This is a genomic window from Hafnia sp. (assembly GCF_036648275.1).
GTDB classification, from domain to species: domain Bacteria; phylum Pseudomonadota; class Gammaproteobacteria; order Enterobacterales; family Enterobacteriaceae; genus Hafnia; species Hafnia alvei.
In genome coordinates this window covers 132,773-155,921 of the sequence record NZ_JAVXIQ010000003.1, presented here as the reverse complement: position 1 = coordinate 155,921, position 23,149 = coordinate 132,773, and the positions used below count along the sequence as shown (strand labels likewise).

Sequence of the window (23,149 nt, the reverse complement as noted above, 5' to 3'; positions counted from 1 at the left end):
AAGGAAATGTTCAGGATGAAAGCCAATACTAGCGCAATATCAACGCTTTTCCTGCTGATGATATCTTCATCTGCGTTTGCTACTTGTATAAAAATAACGGCCCAATCGCAGCTGAGCAGCTCCAGTGATGGCGTGGCGAGTTCATGGCCTGGTAGCTTAGATTACAACAACGGATCTTTAGGCTTACCTAGCGTGGTGGACATCAGCACCAGCAATGACTTCCAGCCCGATGGCACGCTGTTAGCCTCTAGCGTCGCTCCGTTTACCTCCTACGCGATTAACTCAGGCTATGAGAGCGAGCGGGTGTTATTTCGCTGCGATGCGGCAGATGCGACCCAAATATTTGAGATGTATGCCACTAACGGTGATGCGGCTTATGCCGGTCTATATGATGACGGCAGCATTACCGGTGTCGCACCGAAGGCTTATGCCACCTATGTACGCAACGTTGCGATTCGGTTTACCAATATGGAAACCGGCCAATTCTACGACAAAATATGGAAATCACGTCTGCTTACCGGGCTTGATACCGATAGCCAAGGACGTTTGCTGATTAAAGCGAAAAATTTTAGTGCGGTACAAACTGAGGTTTTTCGTCTGAACTATGCCCGTGCTGGCACTAATAACTCAGCTAGTTATTTATATGCCTATACCCAGCCTAATGCGTATATCGCATTTCGTGGTCCTGGGATTACCGGCCCCGCTGATGGCGCGGATTCACAGACTAGCTTCCCCGGTTGGTATGGCACTTGGCCTGCATCGATTGGGTTGTATCAATACGTGACGTTCCGCCGTGGGGCGACCTGTAAGGTCAGTAATTTCACACCGGTGGTGACATTGCCCGCGATCAATATCAGTGCGCTACAGACGGGTGAAGTGAGCCAGTCGCCGTTTACGCTGGATTTCAAATGCCAGTCTGCCGCAACTTCGGGTTTGAAAACTGGCCAGATAGCATTAGGGTTTTTAGCCCCGCCGGCCAGTGTTGCGGCTGCAACCAAATATGGGCTGATAACGTCAGGTGCAGCGAACTATTTGCTGGATGAACAGTATGGTACACCGGGTCATGCCCGTGGTGTGGGGGTGAAGATCTACCGCAATAACCAACCGATGCAATTTTTAACCACCGATACCACTAAAACGACCGGCTGGTCACCGATTCTTGGCGGTGATCAAACAAAAGTGGATTCAAATACGGCTCAGGGAATTGATAGCTACACCGAAACCTTTATGGCGCAGCTAGAGAAATTTGGCTCGGATGAACTCACCGCAGGGAGCTATCAAGCGCATGCACAGATTCTTATCCGCATTCAGTAGCATTGGCTGCATTATTTTTGCTCTGCTCGGCGTAGCCAATGTGCAGGCGGCGGTGAACGCAGAGGCGACTCGCGTTGTGTTTAACGATGGCGAAACAGAAGCGTCGCTACAGCTGGTGAATAAAAATACCTATCCCGTGGTCGTTCAGGCTTGGTCTGACGATGGAGATCCACAGGCAACGCCGGATAAAAGCGCTTCCCCTGTTTTGGTATTGCCCGCTGTATTTAAGCTGCAACCCGAAGAGATGACGAATTTACGCTTAATGGTGATGAACAATCAGCTTCCAAAGGATCGTGAATCGATGTTTTGGCTGAATATTTATGAGATCCCTCCACGTTTGGCCGGGGACTCTGTGCAGAAAATTACGATTGCGCTACGTACTCAAATGAAGCTCTTTTTACGCCCAAAAGGACTGGGTAAGCCAGAGAAGTCGATTGGTCAAAAGATCACATTTATGCGGCAAAACGAGAGCCTAACAATTGAAAATCCAACCGAGTTTTATTTAAGTCTTATTGGTGTGACAATAAATAATATTCCTTTAGATATAGGAACGTTACCGCCCAAAAGCCATCATCAAATTACGTTGCCTTCGGGCATAGAAAATACGAGCAAGAAGATATCCTTCTCGCTAATAAACGATGAAGGGAACTACTGGGATTACAACCAGATAATCAACTAATCATTTAGGTGACAATTTTTCATCGGCGCTATTTTAGATGTGATTAGCTTTAAATATATATGGTTGTAATCGCTCTACATTAATACAGAATTTGTAGGGTCGATATCTAAACAATACAGCACAAAGGCAAAATATAATCCCATGTATTCTTCTGCTAATGTAATGAAAGAATCATGCAATGTCAGCGTCATATTCTCATGAGGCGTCATGAGATTTTTCTTGGCTGCGGCATCAACAATCCTACGTAAGTGAGTACGTGAAACAGAAGTTTCTTTGGCAATTTGGCTATAGGATATATTGGCAGTGACGCCATGATTTTCCTTTTGTTTTAACGATTCGATGTAAAGACGTATAAAGATCATATGTCCTGCATCTTTTAATAAAAACACTTGAGAGTCAGGAAGAATATTGCTCACTATGACATCATTGAACATCAGGTCAGCACAGCGGATGAAGAAATTTTTTAATCCCTCATAATTTTCAAGGTGATCTTTTTTTAATCGATAATCCGGTAGAAGATCGGGAAAAATAGCGAGAGAATTTGCTAAATAACGACGAGTCTCATCCAAACCTTTTTCCGTTGGGCTGAACAATAAAATTCGTTTGTCTTTTTCGCTTTTTTTAACATTAAGCCTTCCACCAACGCGAAGGAAAAACATCAATGATTCTAGGCTGTTATGACTACCAAGGCCGTGGCTAACACAGTAGTTCTTAACATCGGATAATGTGGGGTCTTTACGCGTAAAATAAAAGCATAATATCGTTATAGCGATATTGAAACGCGTGTCTTTAAACATCGTTTTATAGAATAAAGGATGAGTGTTACACATTGATAACATCAAATCATAATGCCGCCCGATGGACTGCCTAAAATTAGGCAGTGTTTGTATAACTGAACTATAAAGAAATAGTTCTTTTGCTAAATTGTTTTTTTGCATATTTCTCTTTTTTATATTGATGGCAATTACCACGATTGAGGTATTTGCTCTGTGTGTAAAAATTTAGGTTAGTGTCCCAGATTCATTATATCTAGATTAAGCGCAAAGTCATGATGTCAATGCTATTTGTTAATTGTATAACCTATTATTTGATTGAGTAAAATACAGCCATAAAATAACTTTTTCAATATGCTAAACTTCATTTTAGTAGGTGATAATTCTGGTTTTTTATAAATTTTTGGTTTTTTGTTTCGCAAAAAGCGATGAAATTATATACAAAACATACCAGAAATGTTCATGTATTGATAACAACTTAGAGTGTTATAGTTTTCTTTAAGGTTTGTGAATAATTATTTTCACTGCTTTAGGAATTTATACATTGCATTGCAAATTTGCAGGATAATTTGAAGATTTTTCCTCATATAATTATCATTAGGGATAAAATGTTAAGAATTGCATTAGTTGAAACCTCTCATGTTGATGCGATGGGAATATATAGTTGCATGGATGGCATGGATATCAAATGTCAGCCCTTCAATCTATGTTCTCAGTTTGTTCTTGAGCACACGCTAAAACCATTTGATGCATTAATTATCGAAATTGTTCCTTTTGAATATGGCTTATCAGGCGCATTAGATACGTTGCATTTTCTGAAGGCGGCTTTTCCTAAACTTCCAGTGATCGTCTTAACGCGCTCGGAAGATCCTTATGTTTTGTCGAGAGTCATCTCACATAACACTTATACATTACTGTCTAAGCAGGAACCAATTTCGTCGCTGCGTGAGGCGATTTTGGCTCGTTTATTATCGGGCGTGATTGATCATAGCGATGCCATTAGAGGCTTCCTTGAAAAGCGAGGAAAACAAGCCGATGTTAAGATAACGCGTAGCGAAGAAAGGGTAATGAGTTGTTTGCAGCAGGGACAAACGCTCGGAGAAATTGCGCGTAAATTGAAGGTGAGTGAGAAAACGATTAGTGGTCATAAGCGTAGCGCAATGCGCAAGCTTGGGCTAACCAACCACGCCAATTTCTGTCGTTATCTGGTCAGCCACAAGGAAGGGTTGCTACAGGAGCACGCGTAGTCTCGCCATATGGAATGCATCAACGTAATCACCATCACGATAAGCGTAGCTACGGCTGGTGCCTTCCATTTCAAAACCAAATTTTTTATATAGCGCGATGGCGCCGACGTTGTCGGTAAACACCGTAAGCTCAATTCTTTTTAAATCCAGCCATTTGTCGGCAAGTTCCAGCATCGCTGTCATCAATTTGCTTCCCACGCTGCGCCCTTGAAAATCATGTCTAACGCTGATGCCAAATGTTCCGCTGTGGCGCATACGTGGCCGCTGATAGGCGTCTAAACTCACACATCCCACGATGTCATTTTCATGCACCGCCACGAGATGATAGGTGCCAGCCGGCGTTTGATTAAGTCGTTTTTCCCAAACTTCTGTCGTGGCATACGGAAGCTGTAGCGTTTGGGCGTAGACCTGCGGATAAGTATGTAATTTGTGCAATTCTTCGACATCTTTTGGCGTTGCTGCGCGAATTATAATCTCGGCCATTTGTTTTTCCTGTCAACGAGTTAGCAAATAACCCATTCAATATAAAGGATAAAAACTATTTTAGTAGGGTTATTAATAGATAAAAAAACGCTTTACAAGTGATATTGATAATGATTATCATTGCCGTGCGTTCTAGGGAAGACAACCTTAGAGAAACGTCAGTCAAGTAGCTCATATTTGACTCACGCTATCCAAGGAGTCCTTTCGAGAAGGCACGACATTGCTCACATTGCTTCCAGTGTTTTTTTAGCCAGCTCGGGTGCTGGCTTTTTTTTTGCCTAAATTCGGCAGTGCTTCGAGTATCGCCTATGATTTTTGGGGATAAAAGCACGGTCGCTGCTCCTCGATCAGTTACACTATTTACCATGTGAAACCTGCCATGTGAATGAAGGATATTTTCCATGGGTGTCAGCCAGATCGATTTAATTCTCTCCCTGCTTCAACAGATGTGCGTGTATCTGGTTATCGCCTATTTGTTGAGTAAAACCCCGCTGTTTATCCCGCTGATGCAGGTCACTATTCGTTTACCGCATAAGTTGGTGTGTTATCTCACCTTTTCGATGTTTTGCATCATGGGTACCTATTTTGGCCTGCACATCGATGATTCGATTGCCAATACTCGTGCCATAGGCGCCGTTTTAGGTGGGGTTCTTGGTGGGCCATCGGTGGGCTTTCTGGTGGGATTGACCGGTGGCCTACATCGTTATTCGATGGGCGGCATGACGGCAATGGCCTGTATGATTTCCACGGTGGTGGAAGGCTTGGTCGGTGGGTTGTTACATCGCTATATGCTGAAAAATAATCGGTTAGATCTGCTGTTCCAACCGCTGGTGATTGCTGCAATTACATTTTTGGCTGAGTGTTTCCAAATGCTGATCATTTTGATCGTGGCGCGCCCGTTCTGGGAGGCCGAAGAGCTGGTGGAAAATATCGCTTTGCCGATGATGATCACCAACACCGTTGGTGCGGCCATGTTTATGCAGATCTTGCTCGATCGGCGGGCGATCTTTGAAAAGTACACTTCGGCGTTCTCCTCCAAAGCCCTACAAATTGCGGCTCGAGCTGAAGGTGTCATGCGGCAAGGTTTTAACCCGCAAAACAGCATGAAAGTTGCCAAGGTGCTGTATGAAGAATTAGGGGTTGGCGCAGTGGCGATCACCGATCGTGAAAAGCTGTTGGCATTTATAGGCATTGGTGACGATCACCATCTAGTGGGGTCGCCCATTACCTCCCATCACACGCATCGCGCCATTGAGCTTGATCAGGTGGTCTATGCCGATGGCAACGAAGTGGCGTATCAGTGTTCGGTTACGCCGAACTGTAAGCTTGGCTCGACGCTGGTGATCCCGCTGCGCGGTGAAGATAACCGCGTGGTAGGCAGCATCAAACTGTATGAGCCAAAGAATAAGTTGTTCTCCAGTATTAACCGTACATTGGGTGAAGGTATTGCTCATTTGCTTTCGGCACAGATATTGGCGGGCAAATATGAGCAGCAGAAGCAATTATTAGCTCAGTCTGAGATTAAGCTGCTGCATGCGCAGGTGAATCCCCATTTTCTATTTAACGCGCTGAATACCTTATCAGCGGTGATCCGGCGTGACCCCGACCATGCGCGCAAGCTGGTGCTTTCACTGTCGACGTTTTTCCGCAAAAATCTAAAACGCAGCAGCGACGAAGTGACGCTGGGTGATGAAATTGAACATGTAAAAGCTTATTTGGAAATAGAGAAAGCGCGTTTCTCCGATCACCTAATGATTGATTTTGATATCGATGAGTCCTTACTGCACATACGTTTACCCGCGTTTTCGTTGCAGCCGATTGTGGAGAATGCGATTAAGCATGGCACGTCGCAGCTGTTCGGTGTGGGCGAGGTTCGCTTGCATAGCTGGAGAGAGGGCGACGATATTCTGATTAGCGTTGAAGATAATGCGGGTCTCTATCAGTCCAAACCACGCGGCGATGGTTTAGGCATGAACCTGGTCGATCGTAGGATCAAAGCTCGCTATGGCGATAGGTTTGGTGTGAGCGTGGAAAGAGAGGCTGATAAATTTACCCGTATTGTGATTCGCGTGCCGAAGGTGGTGGTCGAGGCGTGATAGTGACGGAATGGAAACCCTCTCCAACGAAGGAGAGGGCTAATCATTTACAGTACAAACTTCAGCATGCGACGCAGAGGTTCCGCGGCGCCCCATAGCAGCTGATCGCCAACGGTAAATGCAGAAAGGTACTGTGGCCCCATGTTCAGCTTACGTAAGCGCCCGACTGGCGTTGACAGCGTACCGGTGACGGCGGCAGGCGTTAACTCTCGCATGCTAAGCTCGCGGTCATTCGGAACCACTTTCACCCAGTCGTTGTGGCTGGCCAGCATTTGCTCGATTTCAGGCAGGGAGACATCTTGTTTGAGCTTGATCGTGAAAGCTTGGCTATGACAACGCAGAGCACCAACGCGCACGCATAAACCATCGACGGGAATGATCTCTTTGGTGGCCAAAATCTTGTTGGTTTCAGCCTGACCTTTCCACTCTTCTTTGCTTTGACCGTTATCCAGCGCTTTGTCGATCCAAGGGATCAGACTACCCGCTAGCGGTACGCCGAAATTATCGGTTGGCAGCGTGCCGCTGCGGCTTAGTTCAGTGACTTTGCGTTCGATATCTAAAATGGCGGAAGCTGGGTTTTGTAGCTCTTTGGCAACGCTGTTATGCAGCATACCCATTTGGCTGAGCAGCTCACGCATATGGCGCGCACCGCCGCCGGAGGCTGCCTGATAAGTCGCCACGGATACCCAATCGACCAAATTATTGGCAAATAGGCCGCCCAGAGACATCAGCATCAGGCTTACGGTGCAGTTACCGCCCGCGAAGGTTTTAATACCTTTGTTGAGCGCATCATGAATCACATCGCGGTTAACCGGATCGAGGATAATGACTGAGTCTTCATTCATGCGCAGCGAAGACGCGGCATCAATCCAGTAACCTTGCCAGCCGCTGGCGCGCAGCTTAGGGTAAATCTCGTTGGTGTAATCGCCGCCCTGGCAGGTGATGATAATGTCCAACGCCTTCAACGCGTCGATATCATACGCATCTTGCAAGGTACCTTGCTGACCAGTAAAGGTTGGCGCAGGTTCACCGTGCTGAGATGTGGAGAAAAAAACCGGGCGAATGGCGTCAAAATCGCGTTCTTCAATCATGCGTTGCATGAGCACAGAGCCGACCATCCCGCGCCAACCGATAAAACCAACGTTTTTCATATGTAGTCCTGCCTTGGAGTTTTTATATTAAGAAATTAAAGCCGCCTGTCTGTGCGGTGGGGCTTGCCCCATTAACCAAACTTACAAAATGTGTGACGATGCGCAAGTGAATTTATTCGATATGGGAGAATGTATTCATGTGTGTAACTAATAATCACCTTTTTGGTTCATGTTCCGCCGACAATATGGTTATCACTCCCTGAACGAACGCTTTTATGCCACAATACGAAACAGCTATTTCTTGTGCGATTGCTCACAAAATTACCAAAGGACAATAACGGCTCCTATGCCTCCTCTGAACCAAAGCTGGTTACAGCGCGAGAACGAATTCGCCGCATTTACCACCGGTCCATTACTCGATTTCTGGCAACAGCGTCAGGAAGAGGTTTTTATGGGCGTGGACGATGTTTCGATTCGGTTTGTCCGCTTTACGTCAAAACAGCATTCCCGTGTGGTACTGGTTTCTCCAGGGCGCATCGAAAGCTACATGAAGTATCCCGAACTCGCCTACGATCTGTTTCACAGCGGCTATGACGTGGTGATTATTGATCATCGTGGTCAGGGAAAATCAGGGCGAATGTTGGACGACCATCACCGCGGTCACGTTGTCCGTTTCGATGATTACGTCGATGATTTAGAGATTCTGTGGCAGCAAGAAATTTTATCTAAACCCTACAAACAGCGTTTTGCGCTGGCCCACTCCATGGGCGGTGCGATACTCGGGCTGTTTTTGGCTCGTAAGCCGCAGGGCGTTACCGCCGCCGCACTGTGTGCGCCCATGACAGGGATAAAATTGCCCATGCCATTATGGGCTGCCAAGCGAATTGCGGACTGGGCAGAACGTTATCCTAAAATGCGGGATAATTACGCATTAGGCACCGGGCATTGGCGTCCATTGCCTTTTATTGTTAATGAACTCACTCATAGTCGGGTTCGATATCGCCGTTTTTTACGCTATTACGCTGATTATCCTGAATTACAGGTCGGCGGGCCGACTTACCACTGGGTGCGCGAAAGTATTCAGGCGGGAGAGCGTGCCATCGCCAGCGCTGAAAATATCACCGCGCCGCTGCTGTTATTACAAGCGGGTGATGATCGGGTCGTTGCAAACGCATCGCATTTTGCTTTTTGTCAGTCACTCACGAAAGCGGGGAATCCACCTTACGGTGGGGCTCCCCATATTATTAAGGGCGCACGCCATGAGATCCTGTTTGAACGGGACGCAATGCGCACTGAGGCGTTAAATGCCATTTTGCATTTTTACGCTCTTCACTCCGATTCGTCGGCAGAAACTGCCGCCAACCCCAGCTGAGGTTAGAACAAACTTTATGTACCACATTGTTGCTTCTGATATGGACGGCACCCTGCTGTCACCTGCACATACATTGACTCCGTTTGCCCGTGAAACTTTGCAACAGCTGACCCAGCTAGGGGTAAACTTTGTGTTTGCCACAGGCCGTCATCATATTGATATTGCACAGGTTAGAGACAGTTTAGGTATCAGCGCTTTCATGATCACGTCAAACGGTGCGCGTGTACATAACACCGCCGGTGAACTGATTTTCAGCCATAACGTGGATGAAGATATCGCCCGCGATCTTTATAACATCGTGCATAACGACCCAGACATTCTGACCAACGTCTATCGTAATGATGATTGGTTTATGAACCGTGAAAGCCCTGAGCAGAAAGAGTTTTTCCAAGAGTCTGTTTTCCACTATCAGCTATTTGAACCGGCATTTTTACCTACCGACGGCATCTGTAAAGTCTACTTCACCAGCGATACTCATGAAAAACTGCTGCCGTTGGAAGAAGCTATCAATGCACGCTGGGGCGACCGTGTAAACGTCAGCTTCTCACTGCCAACCTGCTTGGAAGTGATGGCGGGTGGCGTATCAAAAGGCCACGCGCTGGAATATGTGGCAAAGCTCTTGGGTTATACGCTTAAAGATTGTATCGCTTTCGGCGACGGCATGAACGACATGGAAATGCTGTCGATGGCGGGTAAAGGCTGCATCATGCGCGATTCTCATCAGCGCCTGAAAGACGCGTTGCCAAATCTGGAAGTGATTGGCAGCAACGTTGACGATGCAGTACCGCATTATCTGCGGAAGATGTATTTAGAGAGCTGATTTTTAAGTTGGGAAAACATCAATCGTGCTCCTCTGCAATAAAAAACCCGCCATGCATCGGCGGGTTTTTTTATGAAGAAATAGAACGGGTGGGGTTTATTCCCCTGGGAACAGGAACGGGTTAATGCTGCTGCGCCCGAAGCCTTCTTCTTCCATTTTTGCATCGAGCACTAGCGTTGCTAAGTCGTCGGCTACAGGCTCAACTTTCGGGTCTTTTTCCTGATAAACCATTTTCAGGTAAGTCCCGCAATCTCCACAGCTTTCTGCTTTAACGGCGGCATTTTCGCTGTCGAGTGACCAGTAGTTCAGATCGCGCGTTTGTTCGCAGTTGGTGCATTTTACGCGTACTACGTGCCATTCGCTTTCGCACAGATTGCAGTGCAAATAACGCAAGCCGTTAGTGGTGCCCATGTGAATGACGCTGGCTACCGGCATGCTGCCGCATACCGGACAGAATTGGCGATGTTCGCCATATTCGGCTTTGGCTTTGCCCGGAATTTGGGTTGCCATTTGCGCCCAGTATAAAGATAACGCAGCCCAGATGAATGGGGCTTTATCGCTGCCGACGACGCCGTAGTTACCCGCAAACAGATCCTTCGCCATGATTTCCAGCTCAGAGTCAGATGTCTTAGATAGGTTCTCCAGCACCGGCTGAACATGCTCTGGCGCATCAGGCATCAGTTCGGCAATCAGCGCCTGCAACAGGGTGTGCCAGTGATGAGTGCGTGGGAAAATGCTCGTGTCCAGAGGCGGTTTGCCCATGGCGGCTGCGTTAGTTAGCGTTTGGGTTAAATCGATGGTTAATGGATTGTCGTGCAATGCTTTTTGCTGAGCATCAGCAATCGCCGCTGCAAAATTCAGGTAGTCGCCCAGAGGATTATTTTCCGCAAGTTGACGCAGACGTTCCGCGCGGCGGGAATAGAGGCTCTTGAGGTTAGCAAACAGCACGGGAGGAATATTGTCTAAACCACCTGATTTTTCGCGTTCTGCACCTAGCTGTTCTTTCGGGACGATTTTAATGCTCATGAAATTGATCCAGTGTTAAGACCTCCTCTCGTTCTCCCCCTTATCAGGGGGAGATGCCTGCGCAAAACGACGCTGGCGTATGGAGGAGATAAGGTTACTTCCGCTCTTGCTCTTTGGCTTTCACTTCTCGATACCAGCGCGGATGATGTTTTTTGGCCCATGCAGCAGGTACCCAGCCTTCGACCATCGCGGTGATCGTACCTTTCACCCACAGCGCCGCATAGATATGTACCATAATAACAATAATCAGCAGCACTGCGGCGAATGAATGCACCATCAGCGCCAAACGGATCACTGGAATGGAGAACGCATCGGCGAAATAAGGACGCCAAATCACGATGCCGCTGGCCAAAAGGAGGAGCAGGCTACCGATGGCGGCCCAGAACACACACTTCTGCCCAAAGTTATAGCGACCGGTATCACCCACTTCTTCATTCATCGCGATCTTATGAATGTTTTTTGCCCATGTGATGTCTTCGCGATTGATCAGGTTATGTTTCCAATAACGGAAGAACATGATCAGGAACGAAGCGAACATCACCACCCCAAAGAAGGGATGCAGGATGCGTGCGAGCTGCGGCGTACCAAAGACATTCATCAGCCAGTTAAACGAGGGGAAAAAGAACCCCAAGCCGCTGATGGATACCACAATAAAGCAGAACGCCACCACCCAGTGGTTAATCCGCTCTGGCGCTGAGTAACGCTGAATCGGCTTTTCCTTCTTCATTTGCGCTCCTCCTTATCGTGCTGTTCGGTATCTGGCGGGATATCGTCGACTTTGCCATCCACCTCGTTTTCTTCCTCGTCGTGAACGCGGTTAGGGCCAACGCCTACGTAGTGGAAGATACTGGCGGCAAACGTGGCTGCAAAGCCAATGGCGGCCAGCGGTTTCCAAACACCTTTCCAGAACTGTACGGTTGGGCTGATGGTCGGATCTTTCGGCAGACCATGGTAGAGCTCTGGCTTGTCGGCGTGGTGCAATACGTACATTACGTGAGTACCGCCGACGCCAGCAGGATCGTACAGCCCTGCATTTGCAAAGCCGCGGGTTTGCAGCTCGGCAACACGCTCTGCGGCAAGATTCTTCATCGCTTCTTTGGTGCCAAAATGAATGGCGCCGGTTGGGCAGGTTTTCACGCAGGCGGGCTCTTGTCCCACGGTCACGCGGTCGACGCATAGGGTACATTTGTACACCCTGTTGTCTTCTTTGTTCATGCGCGGTACGTCAAACGGGCAGCCTGCGATGCAGTAACCACAGCCGATGCAGTGCTCTGACTGGAAATCGACAATGCCGTTGGCATACTGAATGATTGCGCCTTCCGATGGGCAGGCTTTTAGGCAGCCCGGATCGGCGCAGTGCATGCAGCCATCTTTGCGGATAAGCCATTCCAGCTTGCCGTTTTCCTCAACTTCGGAAAAACGCATCACCGTCCAAGATTTAGCGGTTAAATCGGCGGGGTTATCGTACACCCCGACGTTATGACCAACTTCATCACGGATGTCGTTCCATTCGGAACAGCCCACCTGACAGGCTTTGCAGCCTATACAGGTGGTCACATCTATCAGCTTTGCCACTTCTTCCTGATGGTTACGCGCCTCGGGAGGCGGCGTCAGGGAATTGGTGGCAGAGCGCCGGATTATGTCCTGAGATTGATAAGCCATAATGCGTCTCCGTTACACCTTTTCCACATTGACCAGGAACGCCTTGAACTCTGGCGTTTGCGTGTTGGCATCACCGACAAACGGTGTCAGGGTATTGGCGATAAAGCCTTTCTTTGCCACGCCTTGGTAGCCCCAGTGGATTGGAATACCGATGGTATCGATATCTTTGCCGTCCACCTTCAGCGTGCGTATACGTTTGGTCACCACCGCCTTGGCTTTGATGTAGCCACGGTTGGAGCTGACTTTCACAGTATCGCCATGCTTGATACCTTTTTTCTCTGCCAGCGTTTCACCGATTTCGACAAACTGCTCAGGCTGAAGAATGGCGTTCAGCAGGGCATGTTTAGTCCAGTAGTGGAAATGCTCGGTCAGACGATAAGTGGTGCCCACGTAGGGGAACTTATCGGCTTTACCCATGGCAGCCAGATCGTCTTTAAACACGCGAGCAGCAGGGTTAGACACCACGTTTGGATGCAGTGGGTTGGTTCCCAGCGGCGTTTCAAACGGTTCATAGTGTTCAGGGAATGGGCCCTCGGCCATTTTATCAATCGCAAACAGTCGTCCCATACCTTCCGGTTGCATGATGAACGGGCCGACACCGCTGTTTGGCGCGGCGGTGCTGTAGTCAGGAATATCAATGCCTGACCATTTTGCGCCGTCCCACTCCAGCAACTGACGTTTTGGATCCCACGGTTTACCCGATGGATCGGCTGAAGCGCGGTTATACAGAATGCGGCGGTTCAGCGGCCATGCCCATGCCCAACCTAAAGTATTGCCTAAACCGGACGGATCGCTATTGTCACGGCGCGCCATCTGGTTACCTTCTGGCGTCCAGCTTCCGGCGAAGATCCAGCAGCCGCTTGAGGTGGTGCCGTCGTCACGCAGCTGAGCAAAAGAACTAAGCTGTTGGCCTTTTTTCACCAGAACGGCACCGGTAGCTGGGTCAATCAAATCAGCCAGCGCTTTACCGTTGCTTTCCCTTGCCACTTCTTCCGGCGCAGGATTTTCTGGCGTGAGGTAATCCCACGTCATATTAAGCACTTGCTCAGGCACGGCGCCGCCGTCTTTGGCGTACATTTCACGCAGACGAAGGAAAATACCGGCCAGAATTTCACCGTCATTTAACGCCTCACCTGGGGCGTCGGCTCCTTTCCAGTGCCATTGCAGCCAGCGGCCAGAGTTCACGATCGAACCGTTTTCCTCGGCAAAGCAGGTTGAAGGCAAGCGGAAGACTTCTGTCTGAATCTGTGACGGATCAACGTCGTTGAATTCGTCATGGTTTTGCCAGAAGGTCGAGGTTTCCGTATTCAGAGGGTCAATCGTCACCAAGAATTTCAGCTTGGAGAGTGATTTCACCACTTTGTTTTTGTTCGGGAACGAAGCCACAGGGTTAAAGCCTTGGCATAGATAGCCATTCACTTTGCCCTGCGACATCATCTCGAAATACTGCAGAACGTCGTAGCCTTTGTCCCACTTCGGCAGCCAATCAAAGCCCCAGTTGTTTTCTTTCTGCGCTTTATCACCGTAGAAAGATTTCATCAGGCTAACGAAGAACTTAGGCGTATTGCCCCAGTAGTTCACCTGACCCGGTAACGTTGGTTTTGGCGTTGTCGCAGCAAGATAGGTTTGCAGATCGGCCTGTTTTTCTGACGGCAAATTGAGATAGCCCGGCAGGCTGGTGGACAGCAATCCTAAGTCGGTTAGACCCTGAATGTTGGAGTGACCGCGCAGGGCGTTAACGCCACCACCGGCCATCCCCATGTTGCCCAGCAGCAGCTGGATCATCGCCATGGTGCGAATGTTTTGCGCACCGACGGAGTGCTGGGTCCAGCCCAAGGCATACAGGAACGAGGCTGTTTTATCGACGGCGCTGGTTTCAGCGATATATTCGCAAACGGTGAGGAAATCGGCTTTTGGCGTGCCGCAGACGTTTTCCACCACTTCCGGCGTATAGCGGCTGACGTGTTCACGCAGCATATTCCACACACAGCGCGGATCTTGCAGTGTGTCATCGCGTTTGGCGAAGCCGTTTTCGTCGAGCTGATAGTTCCAGGTCGTTTTGTCGTAGGTACGTTTTTCTTCGTTATAGCCACTGAATAAACCGTCGTCGAAGGCATAGTCTTCGCGCACCAGCAGGCTGGCGTTGGTGTAGTTCTTAACGTATTCAGCGTTAATTTTGTTGTTGGTTATCAGATACAGCAATACGCCCGACAGGAAGGCAATGTCGGTACCAGAGCGGATCGGCGTGTAAAAGTCTGCCACCGAGGCAGTTCGGGTAAAGCGTGGATCGATAACAATCAGCTTGGCTTTGTTATGGATCTTGGCTTCCATCGCCCAGCGGAACCCTACGGGATGCGCTTCGGCGGCGTTGCCACCCATAACGACGATCAGGTTGGCGTTTTTAATATCAACCCAATGGTTTGTCATCGCACCGCGACCAAATGTTGGAGCAAGACTTGCTACCGTTGGTCCGTGTCAGACGCGCGCTTGGTTATCCACGGCAAGCATGCCGAGGGCGCGACTAAATTTTTGGGTTAATAAACCTGTTTCGTTGCTCGATGCAGAGGCGCAGAGCATACCGGTTGAGAGCCAGCGGTTAACCGTGGTTCCCTGATCGTTAGTGGGAATAAAGTTGGCGTCACGGTCGGCTTTCATCAGCTTGGCGATGCGCTCAAAAGCATCGTCCCAAGTGAGGCGTTGCCATTTATCAGAGCCGGGAGCGCGGTATTCAGGGTATTTCAGACGAGATTCACTGTGGATGAAATCCACCAGACCTGCGCCTTTCGGGCACAGAGCGCCACGGTTTACCGGATGGTCCGGGTCCCCTTCAATGTGGAAAATGCTTTCTTTTGCGTTTTTTGCGCCGTCGCCGAGGCTGTACATCAATAGCCCACAGCCGACAGAACAGTATGTACAGGTATTACGGGTTTCGCGTGCTCGTAGCAGTTTGTACTGCCGAGTTTCCGCGAGCGCTACCGCTGGAGCAAAGCCCAGCGCCGCAGCCGTGGTGCCTGCCATACCGCCAGCGCAGATCTTAAAGAACTGTCTTCTGCTGACCTGCATGGTGATCTCCTTCCTATCACATTGCTTCAAAAAGTGTGTTTTATTTGGTTTGTTTGCAAATTCATCGTTAAACCCGCGCGCAATTTTTCGATATGGCAGGTTTAGAGTCATAAGAACTTAACGGACTTGCTCACTCTTAGCGGCGAGCGGAGTCGCTTTGTGCTTAAATACTACCACATGAATCCTGTGGTTGTTACAGGTAGGTATCAAAGACGTGAATAAGATGAGTTTTTTAAATAATAATCCAGTTAATGGCGTTCGTCAGACAATGGTGCAACAACGTGGGCAACTGCACACTTCTCAGCCTGATTGGGTGGCGGAGGAAGTCCCGGTTGCGCTGGTGTATAACGGCATCTCTCACGTGGTGATGATGGCGTCGCCGAAGGATTTTGAGGCTTTTGCGCTCGGATTTTCGCTTTCAGAAGGCATTATTCGTACTCCGCAGGATATCTACGGTATGGACGTGGTGCCTGCCTGTAACGGAGTAGAAGTGCAAATTGAGCTTTCAAGCCGCTGTTTTATGGCGCTCAAAGAGCGTCGGCGTTCGATGGCTGGGCGAACCGGTTGCGGTGTGTGTGGCGTCGAGCAGATCACCGATGTCGTTCGTCCGCTAGAGCCGTTACCGTTCACTCAAACGTTTGATCTACAAAATTTGGATCAGGCATTGCGCCAGCTGCGTAGCGTGCAACAAATCGGTGACCTCACCGGCTGTACTCATGCTGCGGCGTGGATTGATCCGCAAGGTGAATTGCTCGGAGGCTGCGAGGATATTGGTCGCCATGTGGCGCTTGATAAACTACTGGGCATACGTGCTAAGCAGCCGTGGACGCAAGGCGCGGTACTGGTTTCCAGCCGAGCAAGCTATGAAATGGTACAAAAAGCGGCGATGTGCGGCGTCGAAATTTTGTTTGCCGTATCGGCAGCCACTACGCTGGCGATCGATGTTGCCGAAAAATGCAATCTCACGCTGGTTGGTTTTAGCAAACCGGGACGTGGGACGGTATTTACTCACCCGCAGCGGCTGCGGTAGTTTGCGAAGCGCTGCGCAGAAGTCACGCTAGAGCGGTGCTTTGAAGGCAATTGCTGTATAAAATAAGCAGCGTTTATACTCAAACACGGCAAGGAACATCAGATGCGTCAACAATACCGATTAGAAAGCATAACACTGCGCGATGTTGGCGTGTTTGAGCATACCCATTTTGATTTTCCACAGATCAAAAGCGAAGAAAAAGACGCTGAGAAAGCGGAAATCCATATTTTCACCGGTCCAAATGGCTGTGGGAAAAGTACTCTGCTGTATGCGTTGGCGGCGGTGTTTGAAGGACACTTTACTGGGCAATCTCCCATTGTTAAGCGATTTCGTTCATCTCAGGGCAGGATAAATTATCTGTTCAATGAGGAGCAAGGTTCTTATATTGGCAGACACTTTGATGAGGATTTTGTCGGTACCGATTACAGTGTCTGGATTGGCTCCAATCATGAAGTAATAAAGGAAAGGCATCACTCAATCCGGAATTTTACATCTGATAAGATGATAACATTTCCGTTTTCTGTATTTGCATACTCCGGCTATCAGCATAGTCATGTTCAAAATAAAATAGATATTTCACAAGATATTGAATTATCACCATTTGAAAATTCTTTATCTTTTTTCAATCCTGTAAATACGGAGGGGTTTTTAAATTGGGTTGCAAGAAATCGAATGAAGAGCGTTCTTTCATCAATTAATGACGCTTCTAATGTTGCACTTTTATATGATGGTGCAATCACTAAAGTGAGGGGTTTTTTAAAAGACATTTGCGATTTAGATATTGATTTTAAACTACAGGTTCAATCTTTAGATATTGAAATGCTTATTGGGGATGAGCAAGTTAGTTTTGAGGTTCTTCCTGATGGACTGAAGTCTATTATAAGTTGGGTTGCCGATTTAGCTCGCAGGCTGGACGCTATTCCTTGGCAAGAAAATCGCGATATTTTTTCTCAGCCTATTATCTTATTCCTTGACGAGGTTGATATTCATCTACACCCTAAATGGCAGCGCCGAATCCTTCCTGCCATTCAAAGACTGCTACCAAATGCACAAGTGTTTGTCTCAACTCACTCACCTTTTGTAGTGGGCTCCGTTGAGGATGCCTTTGTTTACCGCCTGCCAGATCCTCAGAGAACGGTATGTAGAGATCCTGCATCGGCAGAGGTGATAACGCCAACCCCGTCTGCCGCAGGTAAAAGCTATCAGCTGATTTTAGATGAAGTGTTTGGCATTGAAGAGCAATTTGACGTTGAAACTGAAGCGTTGCTTGAAAAATTCTATCAGCTAAAAAAGGCCTATTTATCCAATCCACAAGATGATAGCCAGCTCGTTGCGTTGGCGGCAGAATTAAGCAGCAAAGGCTCTGAAGTTGCAACCATCGTGAGTATGGAACTGCGTCAAATAACGCGGCTTGCTAAGAAAGGCTAAGAGCCAAATATGTATAAATTTACCCGCAGTGAGTGCCCAGACTACTTAGCCTTATGTTGGGAGTCACTTACTGTTCAACACCGTCAAGCCAAAGAAAATAACCCTAAGCATAAGTTTTATTGGTATGCGGGTTTTAAATATGACACGACATTAGACATATTATTCACAATGAATGTCGGCCATTGTGCGTTTTGTGACGGTGGTGGAATTGGCGAACAAAGCCGCAAGACCATTGAACATTTTAAACCTAAAAGCCTTTATCCAGATTTAGCCTATAAGTGGGAAAATCTTTACCCTTGTTGTGATCAATGCCAAAGCCAAAAACGCGAGCGGTTTGATCCTGATTTGCTTATCGCCGATGATATGGCCTACCAATTTGATGGCTATTTTATGCTCAATTACAGCACTGGTGCCATTGAGCCCTCTGCGGCAGTAGATTCAAACCATCAGCGACGTGCACAAGTGACCATTGAGCACTACGGGCTAAACTTACCAGAAAGAAAAAAAGGGCGTTTGCGCGAACTGCAACACTATCAACGCCGAGACAAGGAAGTAAGCCTGCTTGATGATTTTAGTTATCGTTACTTTCTGCAGGATTGGGCAGATTAATCGATGCTATTTATATGGCTGTAGTCTTGTATGTTAACTATCGCTATGTTGCTGCCTTTTGAGTCCTTGCGTAGGCGGGTTTAGAAACCGTTAAGAATATCTTTTTTATCTCGATAGGCCAAAAGTACGATCGCCGTCACTTTGCGTTGTGCACTTATCCAAAAAATAAAACTTTTGCTCTCTATCTTCTAGGCAATAGCACATACCTTCAGGTTGATTAATCCCTTACTATTAAAGCACCAATATATTGGTGAATATTACTCTTATAAAATACATATATATACCCGTGATACTTCAAGTTGTATGTGCGTTGGCTACGCTCGTTCACCTCAGTCACTTACTTGAGTAAGCGACTGAGGATTCGCTCACTTGCCGCCTTCCTACAACTCGAATTATCTAGGGTGAAAATAGAACATCTTGGGGAATAAAAATGGAAGACCTACTGAGTTGGTATGGCGCCCTAATAGGGCTGTTCGTTGCAATATTTCTTATTCTAAAAAAATTCAATCCGGTATATTCATTATTTTTCGGCGCCATTGTTGGCTGTATAATTGGTGGCGCTGATTTAAGTAAGACTATAAGCATTATTATTACCGGTACTCAAAGCGTGATGGGTACGGTTATTCGCGTATTAGCCGCGGGAGTGTTAGCGGGCGTGATGATGCAGTCGGGCGCGGCGGGTACTATTGCGCAGGCTATCGTTAAAAAAATGGGTGAGAAAAAAGCGATTCTTGCGCTTGCCCTAGCAACGATGGTAATCACCGCCGTTGGCGTCTTTATCCCTGTTGCTGTACTTATCGTGGCGCCTATTGCGCTGGAAGTGGGCAATAAAATGGGGATCTCAAAGCTGGCGCTGCTGTTGGCGCTTTCCGGTGGTGGTAAGGCAGGGAATATTATCTCGCCAAACCCAAATACCATTGCCGCAGCAAACGGTTTTCATATTAGCCTGAGCGATGTGATGATTGGCGGCTTTATTCCTGCACTCTTTGGCCTCGCGATGACCGTTATTGTCGCTTCTATGATTAAACATCGTGGGGTGATGGTCACAGATAAAGAAGCTAATTTAATTTCGTCTAAAACAGAGGGTGACGACCAAACAAGACCACCGTTGAATAAAGCCATTATTACGCCGGTGATTGCGATTGTATTACTGATGGTTAACCCGATTGGTTCTATTCTTAATATTGACGCGTTATCTCACTTTAAGCTTGATGCATTATATGTTCTGCCGTTTGCCGGTATTGTTGGCATGATCGCGATGGGACAAAAAAATAAAATAATATCTTATACAACCTCTGGCGTTGAAAAAATGACGGCGACGGTATTAATTCTGATTGGCGCGGGTGCAATTGCCGGGCTAATTGGTGCGTCAAACCTTTCAATGGAAGTTGTTAAATTAATCGATATTTCAGGCATTTCAGGCACTTTCTTAGCGCCAATATCAGGGATACTCATGGCTGCCGCCACGGCTTCAACGTCAACCGGCGTCATTTTAGCAACAGGTACCTTCGGGACCGCCATTTCGCAGGTAGGGCTATCTCCATTGGCCTCTGCGGTGATGGTTCATACGGGGGCCACCGTCATTGACTCTTTACCACAAGGCAACTATTTCCATGTCACCGCTGACAGCATGCATATGTCGATCAGACAGCGTATGGCGTTAATCCCTTATGAGGCGATGGTGGGCGGAACAATGACGATTGTGGCAACAATTATGTATGGATTCATCTAAGGGAATAACCATGAAAAGAATGAAGTTTGTTTTGGCTCCAGATTCGTTTAAAGAAAGCATGACCGCTAAAGAAGTGTGTAAGGCAATGGAGGCGGGGCTCAAAGTCGTATTCCCTGACGCTGAGTTCATCCATGTTCCGATGGCTGACGGCGGTGAGGGAACGGTTCAATCGTTGATTGATGCCACCGATGGCGAAATTTATCACCAGACGGTCACTGGGCCGTTAGGTTCGCCAGTTGATGCACAATTCGGGATTATTTGGAGCCAGCAAACGGCGGTTATCGAAATGGCGTCGGCGAGCGGCATTCAATTCACTACCAAAGAAACCAAGAATCCGCTAACGGCGACGACCTACGGAACCGGCGAACTGATTAAAGCCTGTCTTGATAAAGGGATTAACAAGATCATTTTGGGTATCGGCGGCAGCGCTACTAATGACGGCGGGGCAGGCATGGCTGCTGCGCTCGGGGTTCGCTTCTTAGATAAAAACGGTTTACCACTGCCTGCGGGCGGTGGTGCGTTAGGCTCGCTATGCAAAATCGATCTGAATGGCATAGATCCGCGACTTGCTGACGTAGAGTTTTTGGTTGCCAGCGACGTGACCAATCCGCTGTGTGGCGATACGGGCGCATCAAAAACGTTTGGCCCGCAAAAGGGTGCCACACCAGAAACCGTGGCGATTCTGGATAGCGCGTTGGCTCATTATGCTGATGTGATCGATGCACAGCTGGGACGCAAAGTGAAAGACGTACCGGGGGCGGGTGCGGCTGGAGGTTTGGGCGCCGGTTTGATGGCATTCACCCACTGCAAAATGGCGCGTGGCATTGATATCGTGACCCAATACTCTGGCTTAAGTGAAAAGCTGGTGGGTGCTGATTACTGCTTTACTGGCGAAGGTGGCATCGACTTTCAAACCAAGTTTGGCAAAACACCTTATGGTGTTGCTCAGGCGGCTAAAGCACAGGGAGTACCGGTTATTGCTCTGGCTGGCTATATCGGTGAAGGCGTGAGTGAGCTTTATAACGAAGGTATTGATGCCATTTTTGGTATCGTGCCAGGCGCAGAAAACATTGATTCGCTGCTTAAGAATGGCTGCCCCAACGTTGAACGAACCTGTGAAAATATTGGCAGGCTGCTGAAGATCGCTCGCATGTAATAAGCTTTAGAGACATGAGCTCATGAAAGAGCAATACGTTGGATCGTATTGCTCTTTTTTTATTGTCCTGCTTGAGGGAAGTGACTAATTGAGTCTGAATCGCCAGCAGGGTAAAGGAAGCCGCTGTCTAGCTGTAATGAGATATAAATCAGCAAGCGATCGTCAAAGCTATTGAGATCGAGCCCCGTAAGTTCAGAAATGCGGTGTAAGCGATATTCCAAGGTGTTTCGATGAATAAACAGTGCCTTGGCGGTTGCGCTTGGCTGAACGTTATTCATAAACCATACGGTAAGTGTTTTTCTTAGTACGCCGTTGCTATCGATGGCTCGAAGCCGTGACAGTGGGCGAACCAGCTCTTTGGCTTGCCACCCGCCACGCAGGCTATCGAGTAAAACGGGTAGGATCAGGTCTTGATAAAAATAACTGCGTTGTTCTGGCGTGCGCTGTTTGCCCACCATCATCGTGGTGTAGGCCGTGCGGTATGAGCGAGCAATGCCGCTTTCATCTGGGAAGTAGTTGCCCAATGCGATTCTGATTTTCAGCTGGCTATTTTTGGCTAATTTTTTGAGCAAAAGATTAATTTGGTTGCGCTGACTTTCTGGCTCCCAGCGCCCGAGCGAGCTAAATGCAGGTCTGAGAACCACCATCTGATTAAGCGATACGATCGCCGCAAGATTATCGTGTTCGGCGGTAGTGAGTAATGTCTGCAACTGCTGAAGATCGACGATGGCACTATCAACGCCAAGTTGGCCGCTATCCACTTCCACCACCACCACAACGCGTGGCTGATTGAGATCTATCCCTAGGCGCTGAGCCCATTCCTGAAGCGCGGGAGAGAGCTTTTCGGCGCGAATCAGGTTAAGCACTAACTCTTCGCGCAGGCGAGTGTCTTGTGCCAGCATGTGCATCAGATGCGCTTGCTCCAGCATCATTTCTGCGGTCATGCACACCAGTTCGCCATATCGCCTCAGCTCAGAGGGATCGCCGGTGAGCCCAATAACGCCAACAATTTCACCGTCGAAATGCAAAGGAAGATTCACGCCGGGGCGAACGCCGTGCAGGTGGCGGGTCATGTTTTCATCAATATCAACAATTCTTTCCTGCGATATAGCCAGCAATGCACCTTCGTGCAATTCACCAATGCGTTCTTGAGCGCCACTCCCTATTATTCTGCCCCGTGCGTCCATGACGTTAACGTTGCTATCGATAATTTTCATGGTGCGGTCCACGATATCCTGAGCAAGTCGGGTATCGAGGTGATAGGTCGCCATGCTGCGCTCCGTATATGTTAAGTAGAATATTCCGAGCATACCGAGGCGGATACCGGTAAACATTGTGCAATTGCACAATGTTTAAGATAGCAGTTAAGAGTTGCAAAAGAAGTCACAGTTTTTTTGCTCACTTTTAACTCGTTACCACCACATCGTGTGGTCATTGGTGCTGGCAATCGCAACTATTGATATTAACGATGGTGCTAAAATTGAACGCGAACATCGGGCTGAGAGCCTTGCTAGGGCTGAATATGCGCTCTTTTTCTGCCAGTTTTTATCATACCCTTACCGCTTATA

The 23,149-nt window shown here is 48.1% G+C and carries 19 protein-coding genes; 11 read left to right on the top strand and 8 right to left on the bottom strand.

Translation table 11 applies throughout. The features are described from left to right. Nucleotides 1-15 precede the first annotated feature (15 nt). Together RSC70_RS04845 and RSC70_RS04840 are read left to right on the top strand one after the other, a co-directional pair. Nucleotides 16-1,314, top strand: a complete 1,299-nt coding sequence (locus RSC70_RS04845) for a fimbrial protein (protein ID WP_282814799.1) — start codon at nucleotides 16-18, stop codon at nucleotides 1,312-1,314. Then, nucleotides 1,286-1,993: a fimbrial biogenesis chaperone gene (locus tag RSC70_RS04840; protein WP_040044462.1), complete on the top strand. Its 708-nt coding sequence runs from the start codon at nucleotides 1,286-1,288 to the stop codon at nucleotides 1,991-1,993. The genes RSC70_RS04845 and RSC70_RS04840 overlap by 29 nt, the downstream gene beginning before the upstream one ends. 74 nt (nucleotides 1,994-2,067) lie before the next feature. Here the strand turns inward: RSC70_RS04840 and RSC70_RS04835 are convergent, their stop codons facing one another. After that, nucleotides 2,068-2,931 (bottom strand): hypothetical protein, encoded by an 864-nt coding sequence (locus RSC70_RS04835; RefSeq protein ID WP_040044463.1) that lies wholly within the window; start codon nucleotides 2,929-2,931, stop codon nucleotides 2,068-2,070. A gap of 443 nt (nucleotides 2,932-3,374) precedes the next feature. Here RSC70_RS04835 and RSC70_RS04830 point away from each other — a divergent pair, with 443 nt between their 5' ends. Beyond that, nucleotides 3,375-4,013 (top strand): LuxR C-terminal-related transcriptional regulator, encoded by a 639-nt coding sequence (locus tag RSC70_RS04830; RefSeq protein WP_025799449.1) that lies wholly within the window; start codon nucleotides 3,375-3,377, stop codon nucleotides 4,011-4,013. Here the strand turns inward: RSC70_RS04830 and RSC70_RS04825 are convergent. Continuing rightward, nucleotides 3,996-4,496, bottom strand: coding sequence for a GNAT family N-acetyltransferase (locus RSC70_RS04825; RefSeq protein WP_332541862.1), 501 nt, complete (start codon nucleotides 4,494-4,496; stop codon nucleotides 3,996-3,998). The two genes, RSC70_RS04830 and RSC70_RS04825, sit on opposite strands and share 18 nt — an antisense overlap. Nucleotides 4,497-4,897: 401 nt before the next feature. On the opposite strand from RSC70_RS04825, the gene RSC70_RS04820 reads away from it, so the two are divergent. After that, nucleotides 4,898-6,592 (top strand): sensor histidine kinase, encoded by a 1,695-nt coding sequence (locus RSC70_RS04820; protein ID WP_332541861.1) that lies wholly within the window; start codon nucleotides 4,898-4,900, stop codon nucleotides 6,590-6,592. A 47-nt stretch (nucleotides 6,593-6,639) separates the two neighbouring features. Here RSC70_RS04820 and asd read toward each other — a convergent pair whose 3' ends face one another. Next, nucleotides 6,640-7,743: an aspartate-semialdehyde dehydrogenase gene (gene asd, locus RSC70_RS04815; RefSeq protein WP_063586210.1), complete on the bottom strand. Its 1,104-nt coding sequence runs from the start codon at nucleotides 7,741-7,743 to the stop codon at nucleotides 6,640-6,642. 286 nt (nucleotides 7,744-8,029) lie between these two features. On the opposite strand from asd, the gene pldB reads away from it, so the two are divergent. After that, the gene (pldB, locus tag RSC70_RS04810) at nucleotides 8,030-9,055 is read left to right on the top strand and encodes a lysophospholipase L2 (protein WP_130997926.1); all 1,026 of its coding nucleotides are present in this window, start codon (nucleotides 8,030-8,032) and stop codon (nucleotides 9,053-9,055) included. Between the two features lie 16 nt (nucleotides 9,056-9,071). After that, nucleotides 9,072-9,875 (top strand): sugar/pyridoxal phosphate phosphatase YigL, encoded by an 804-nt coding sequence (gene yigL, locus RSC70_RS04805; RefSeq protein ID WP_025799439.1) that lies wholly within the window; start codon nucleotides 9,072-9,074, stop codon nucleotides 9,873-9,875. Between the two features lie 96 nt (nucleotides 9,876-9,971). Here yigL and fdhE read toward each other — a convergent pair whose 3' ends face one another. The 4 genes from fdhE to fdnG form a co-directional block, all read right to left on the bottom strand. Further along, nucleotides 9,972-10,901, bottom strand: a complete 930-nt coding sequence (fdhE, locus tag RSC70_RS04800; RefSeq protein ID WP_025799437.1) for a formate dehydrogenase accessory protein FdhE — start codon at nucleotides 10,899-10,901, stop codon at nucleotides 9,972-9,974. A 94-nt stretch (nucleotides 10,902-10,995) separates the two neighbouring features. Then, nucleotides 10,996-11,628 (bottom strand): formate dehydrogenase cytochrome b556 subunit, encoded by a 633-nt coding sequence (gene fdoI / locus RSC70_RS04795; protein ID WP_025799436.1) that lies wholly within the window; start codon nucleotides 11,626-11,628, stop codon nucleotides 10,996-10,998. Continuing rightward, complete coding sequence (gene fdxH, locus RSC70_RS04790) at nucleotides 11,625-12,563, bottom strand: formate dehydrogenase subunit beta (RefSeq protein ID WP_040046447.1); 939 nt, start codon at nucleotides 12,561-12,563, stop codon at nucleotides 11,625-11,627. Before fdxH ends, fdoI begins: the two co-directional genes overlap by 4 nt. A gap of 12 nt (nucleotides 12,564-12,575) precedes the next feature. Further along, nucleotides 12,576-15,626 carry a formate dehydrogenase-N subunit alpha gene (gene fdnG, locus RSC70_RS04785; RefSeq protein ID WP_282814796.1) on the bottom strand — a complete coding sequence of 1,017 codons (3,051 nt, stop codon included), beginning with the start codon at nucleotides 15,624-15,626 and terminating at the stop codon, nucleotides 12,576-12,578. Between the two features lie 223 nt (nucleotides 15,627-15,849). On the opposite strand from fdnG, the gene fdhD reads away from it, so the two are divergent. The 5 genes from fdhD to RSC70_RS04760 all read left to right on the top strand — a co-directional run bounded on the left by fdhD (nucleotide 15,850) and on the right by RSC70_RS04760 (nucleotide 21,581). Further along, on the top strand, nucleotides 15,850-16,656 hold the full coding sequence (fdhD, locus tag RSC70_RS04780; protein WP_038503067.1) for a formate dehydrogenase accessory sulfurtransferase FdhD: 807 nt from the start codon (nucleotides 15,850-15,852) through the stop codon (nucleotides 16,654-16,656). Nucleotides 16,657-16,758: 102 nt separating this feature from the next. After that, nucleotides 16,759-18,084: an AAA family ATPase gene (locus RSC70_RS04775; RefSeq protein WP_332541858.1), complete on the top strand. Its 1,326-nt coding sequence runs from the start codon at nucleotides 16,759-16,761 to the stop codon at nucleotides 18,082-18,084. Between the two features lie 9 nt (nucleotides 18,085-18,093). Next, nucleotides 18,094-18,693, top strand: coding sequence for a hypothetical protein (locus tag RSC70_RS04770; protein ID WP_332541857.1), 600 nt, complete (start codon nucleotides 18,094-18,096; stop codon nucleotides 18,691-18,693). Nucleotides 18,694-19,123: 430 nt separating this feature from the next. Then, nucleotides 19,124-20,425, top strand: a complete 1,302-nt coding sequence (locus RSC70_RS04765; RefSeq protein ID WP_063586213.1) for a GntP family permease — start codon at nucleotides 19,124-19,126, stop codon at nucleotides 20,423-20,425. Nucleotides 20,426-20,444: 19 nt separating this feature from the next. Next, nucleotides 20,445-21,581, top strand: coding sequence for a glycerate kinase family protein (locus RSC70_RS04760; protein ID WP_442904251.1), 1,137 nt, complete (start codon nucleotides 20,445-20,447; stop codon nucleotides 21,579-21,581). A gap of 59 nt (nucleotides 21,582-21,640) precedes the next feature. Here the strand turns inward: RSC70_RS04760 and RSC70_RS04755 are convergent, their stop codons facing one another. After that, nucleotides 21,641-22,852 (bottom strand): CdaR family transcriptional regulator, encoded by a 1,212-nt coding sequence (locus RSC70_RS04755; RefSeq protein ID WP_304183011.1) that lies wholly within the window; start codon nucleotides 22,850-22,852, stop codon nucleotides 21,641-21,643. Between the last annotated feature and the right edge of the window lie 297 nt (nucleotides 22,853-23,149).

Excerpts from the sequence above, each read along its gene's own strand:
- RSC70_RS04845 (WP_282814799.1), top strand. The coding sequence starts at position 16 with ATGAAAGCCAATACTAGCGCAATATCAACGCTTTTCCTGCTGATGATA.
- RSC70_RS04840 (WP_040044462.1), top strand. The coding sequence starts at position 1,286 with ATGCACAGATTCTTATCCGCATTCAGTAGCATTGGCTGCATTATTTTT.
- RSC70_RS04835 (WP_040044463.1), bottom strand. The coding sequence starts at position 2,931 with ATGCAAAAAAACAATTTAGCAAAAGAACTATTTCTTTATAGTTCAGTT.
- RSC70_RS04830 (WP_025799449.1), top strand. The coding sequence starts at position 3,375 with ATGTTAAGAATTGCATTAGTTGAAACCTCTCATGTTGATGCGATGGGA.
- RSC70_RS04825 (WP_332541862.1), bottom strand. The coding sequence starts at position 4,496 with ATGGCCGAGATTATAATTCGCGCAGCAACGCCAAAAGATGTCGAAGAA.
- RSC70_RS04820 (WP_332541861.1), top strand. The coding sequence starts at position 4,898 with ATGGGTGTCAGCCAGATCGATTTAATTCTCTCCCTGCTTCAACAGATG.
- asd (WP_063586210.1), bottom strand. The coding sequence starts at position 7,743 with ATGAAAAACGTTGGTTTTATCGGTTGGCGCGGGATGGTCGGCTCTGTG.
- pldB (WP_130997926.1), top strand. The coding sequence starts at position 8,030 with ATGCCTCCTCTGAACCAAAGCTGGTTACAGCGCGAGAACGAATTCGCC.
- yigL (WP_025799439.1), top strand. The coding sequence starts at position 9,072 with ATGTACCACATTGTTGCTTCTGATATGGACGGCACCCTGCTGTCACCT.
- fdhE (WP_025799437.1), bottom strand. The coding sequence starts at position 10,901 with ATGAGCATTAAAATCGTCCCGAAAGAACAGCTAGGTGCAGAACGCGAA.
- fdoI (WP_025799436.1), bottom strand. The coding sequence starts at position 11,628 with ATGAAGAAGGAAAAGCCGATTCAGCGTTACTCAGCGCCAGAGCGGATT.
- fdxH (WP_040046447.1), bottom strand. The coding sequence starts at position 12,563 with ATGGCTTATCAATCTCAGGACATAATCCGGCGCTCTGCCACCAATTCC.
- fdhD (WP_038503067.1), top strand. The coding sequence starts at position 15,850 with ATGAGTTTTTTAAATAATAATCCAGTTAATGGCGTTCGTCAGACAATG.
- RSC70_RS04775 (WP_332541858.1), top strand. The coding sequence starts at position 16,759 with ATGCGTCAACAATACCGATTAGAAAGCATAACACTGCGCGATGTTGGC.
- RSC70_RS04770 (WP_332541857.1), top strand. The coding sequence starts at position 18,094 with ATGTATAAATTTACCCGCAGTGAGTGCCCAGACTACTTAGCCTTATGT.
- RSC70_RS04765 (WP_063586213.1), top strand. The coding sequence starts at position 19,124 with ATGGAAGACCTACTGAGTTGGTATGGCGCCCTAATAGGGCTGTTCGTT.
- RSC70_RS04760 (WP_442904251.1), top strand. The coding sequence starts at position 20,445 with ATGAAGTTTGTTTTGGCTCCAGATTCGTTTAAAGAAAGCATGACCGCT.
- RSC70_RS04755 (WP_304183011.1), bottom strand. The coding sequence starts at position 22,852 with ATGGCGACCTATCACCTCGATACCCGACTTGCTCAGGATATCGTGGAC.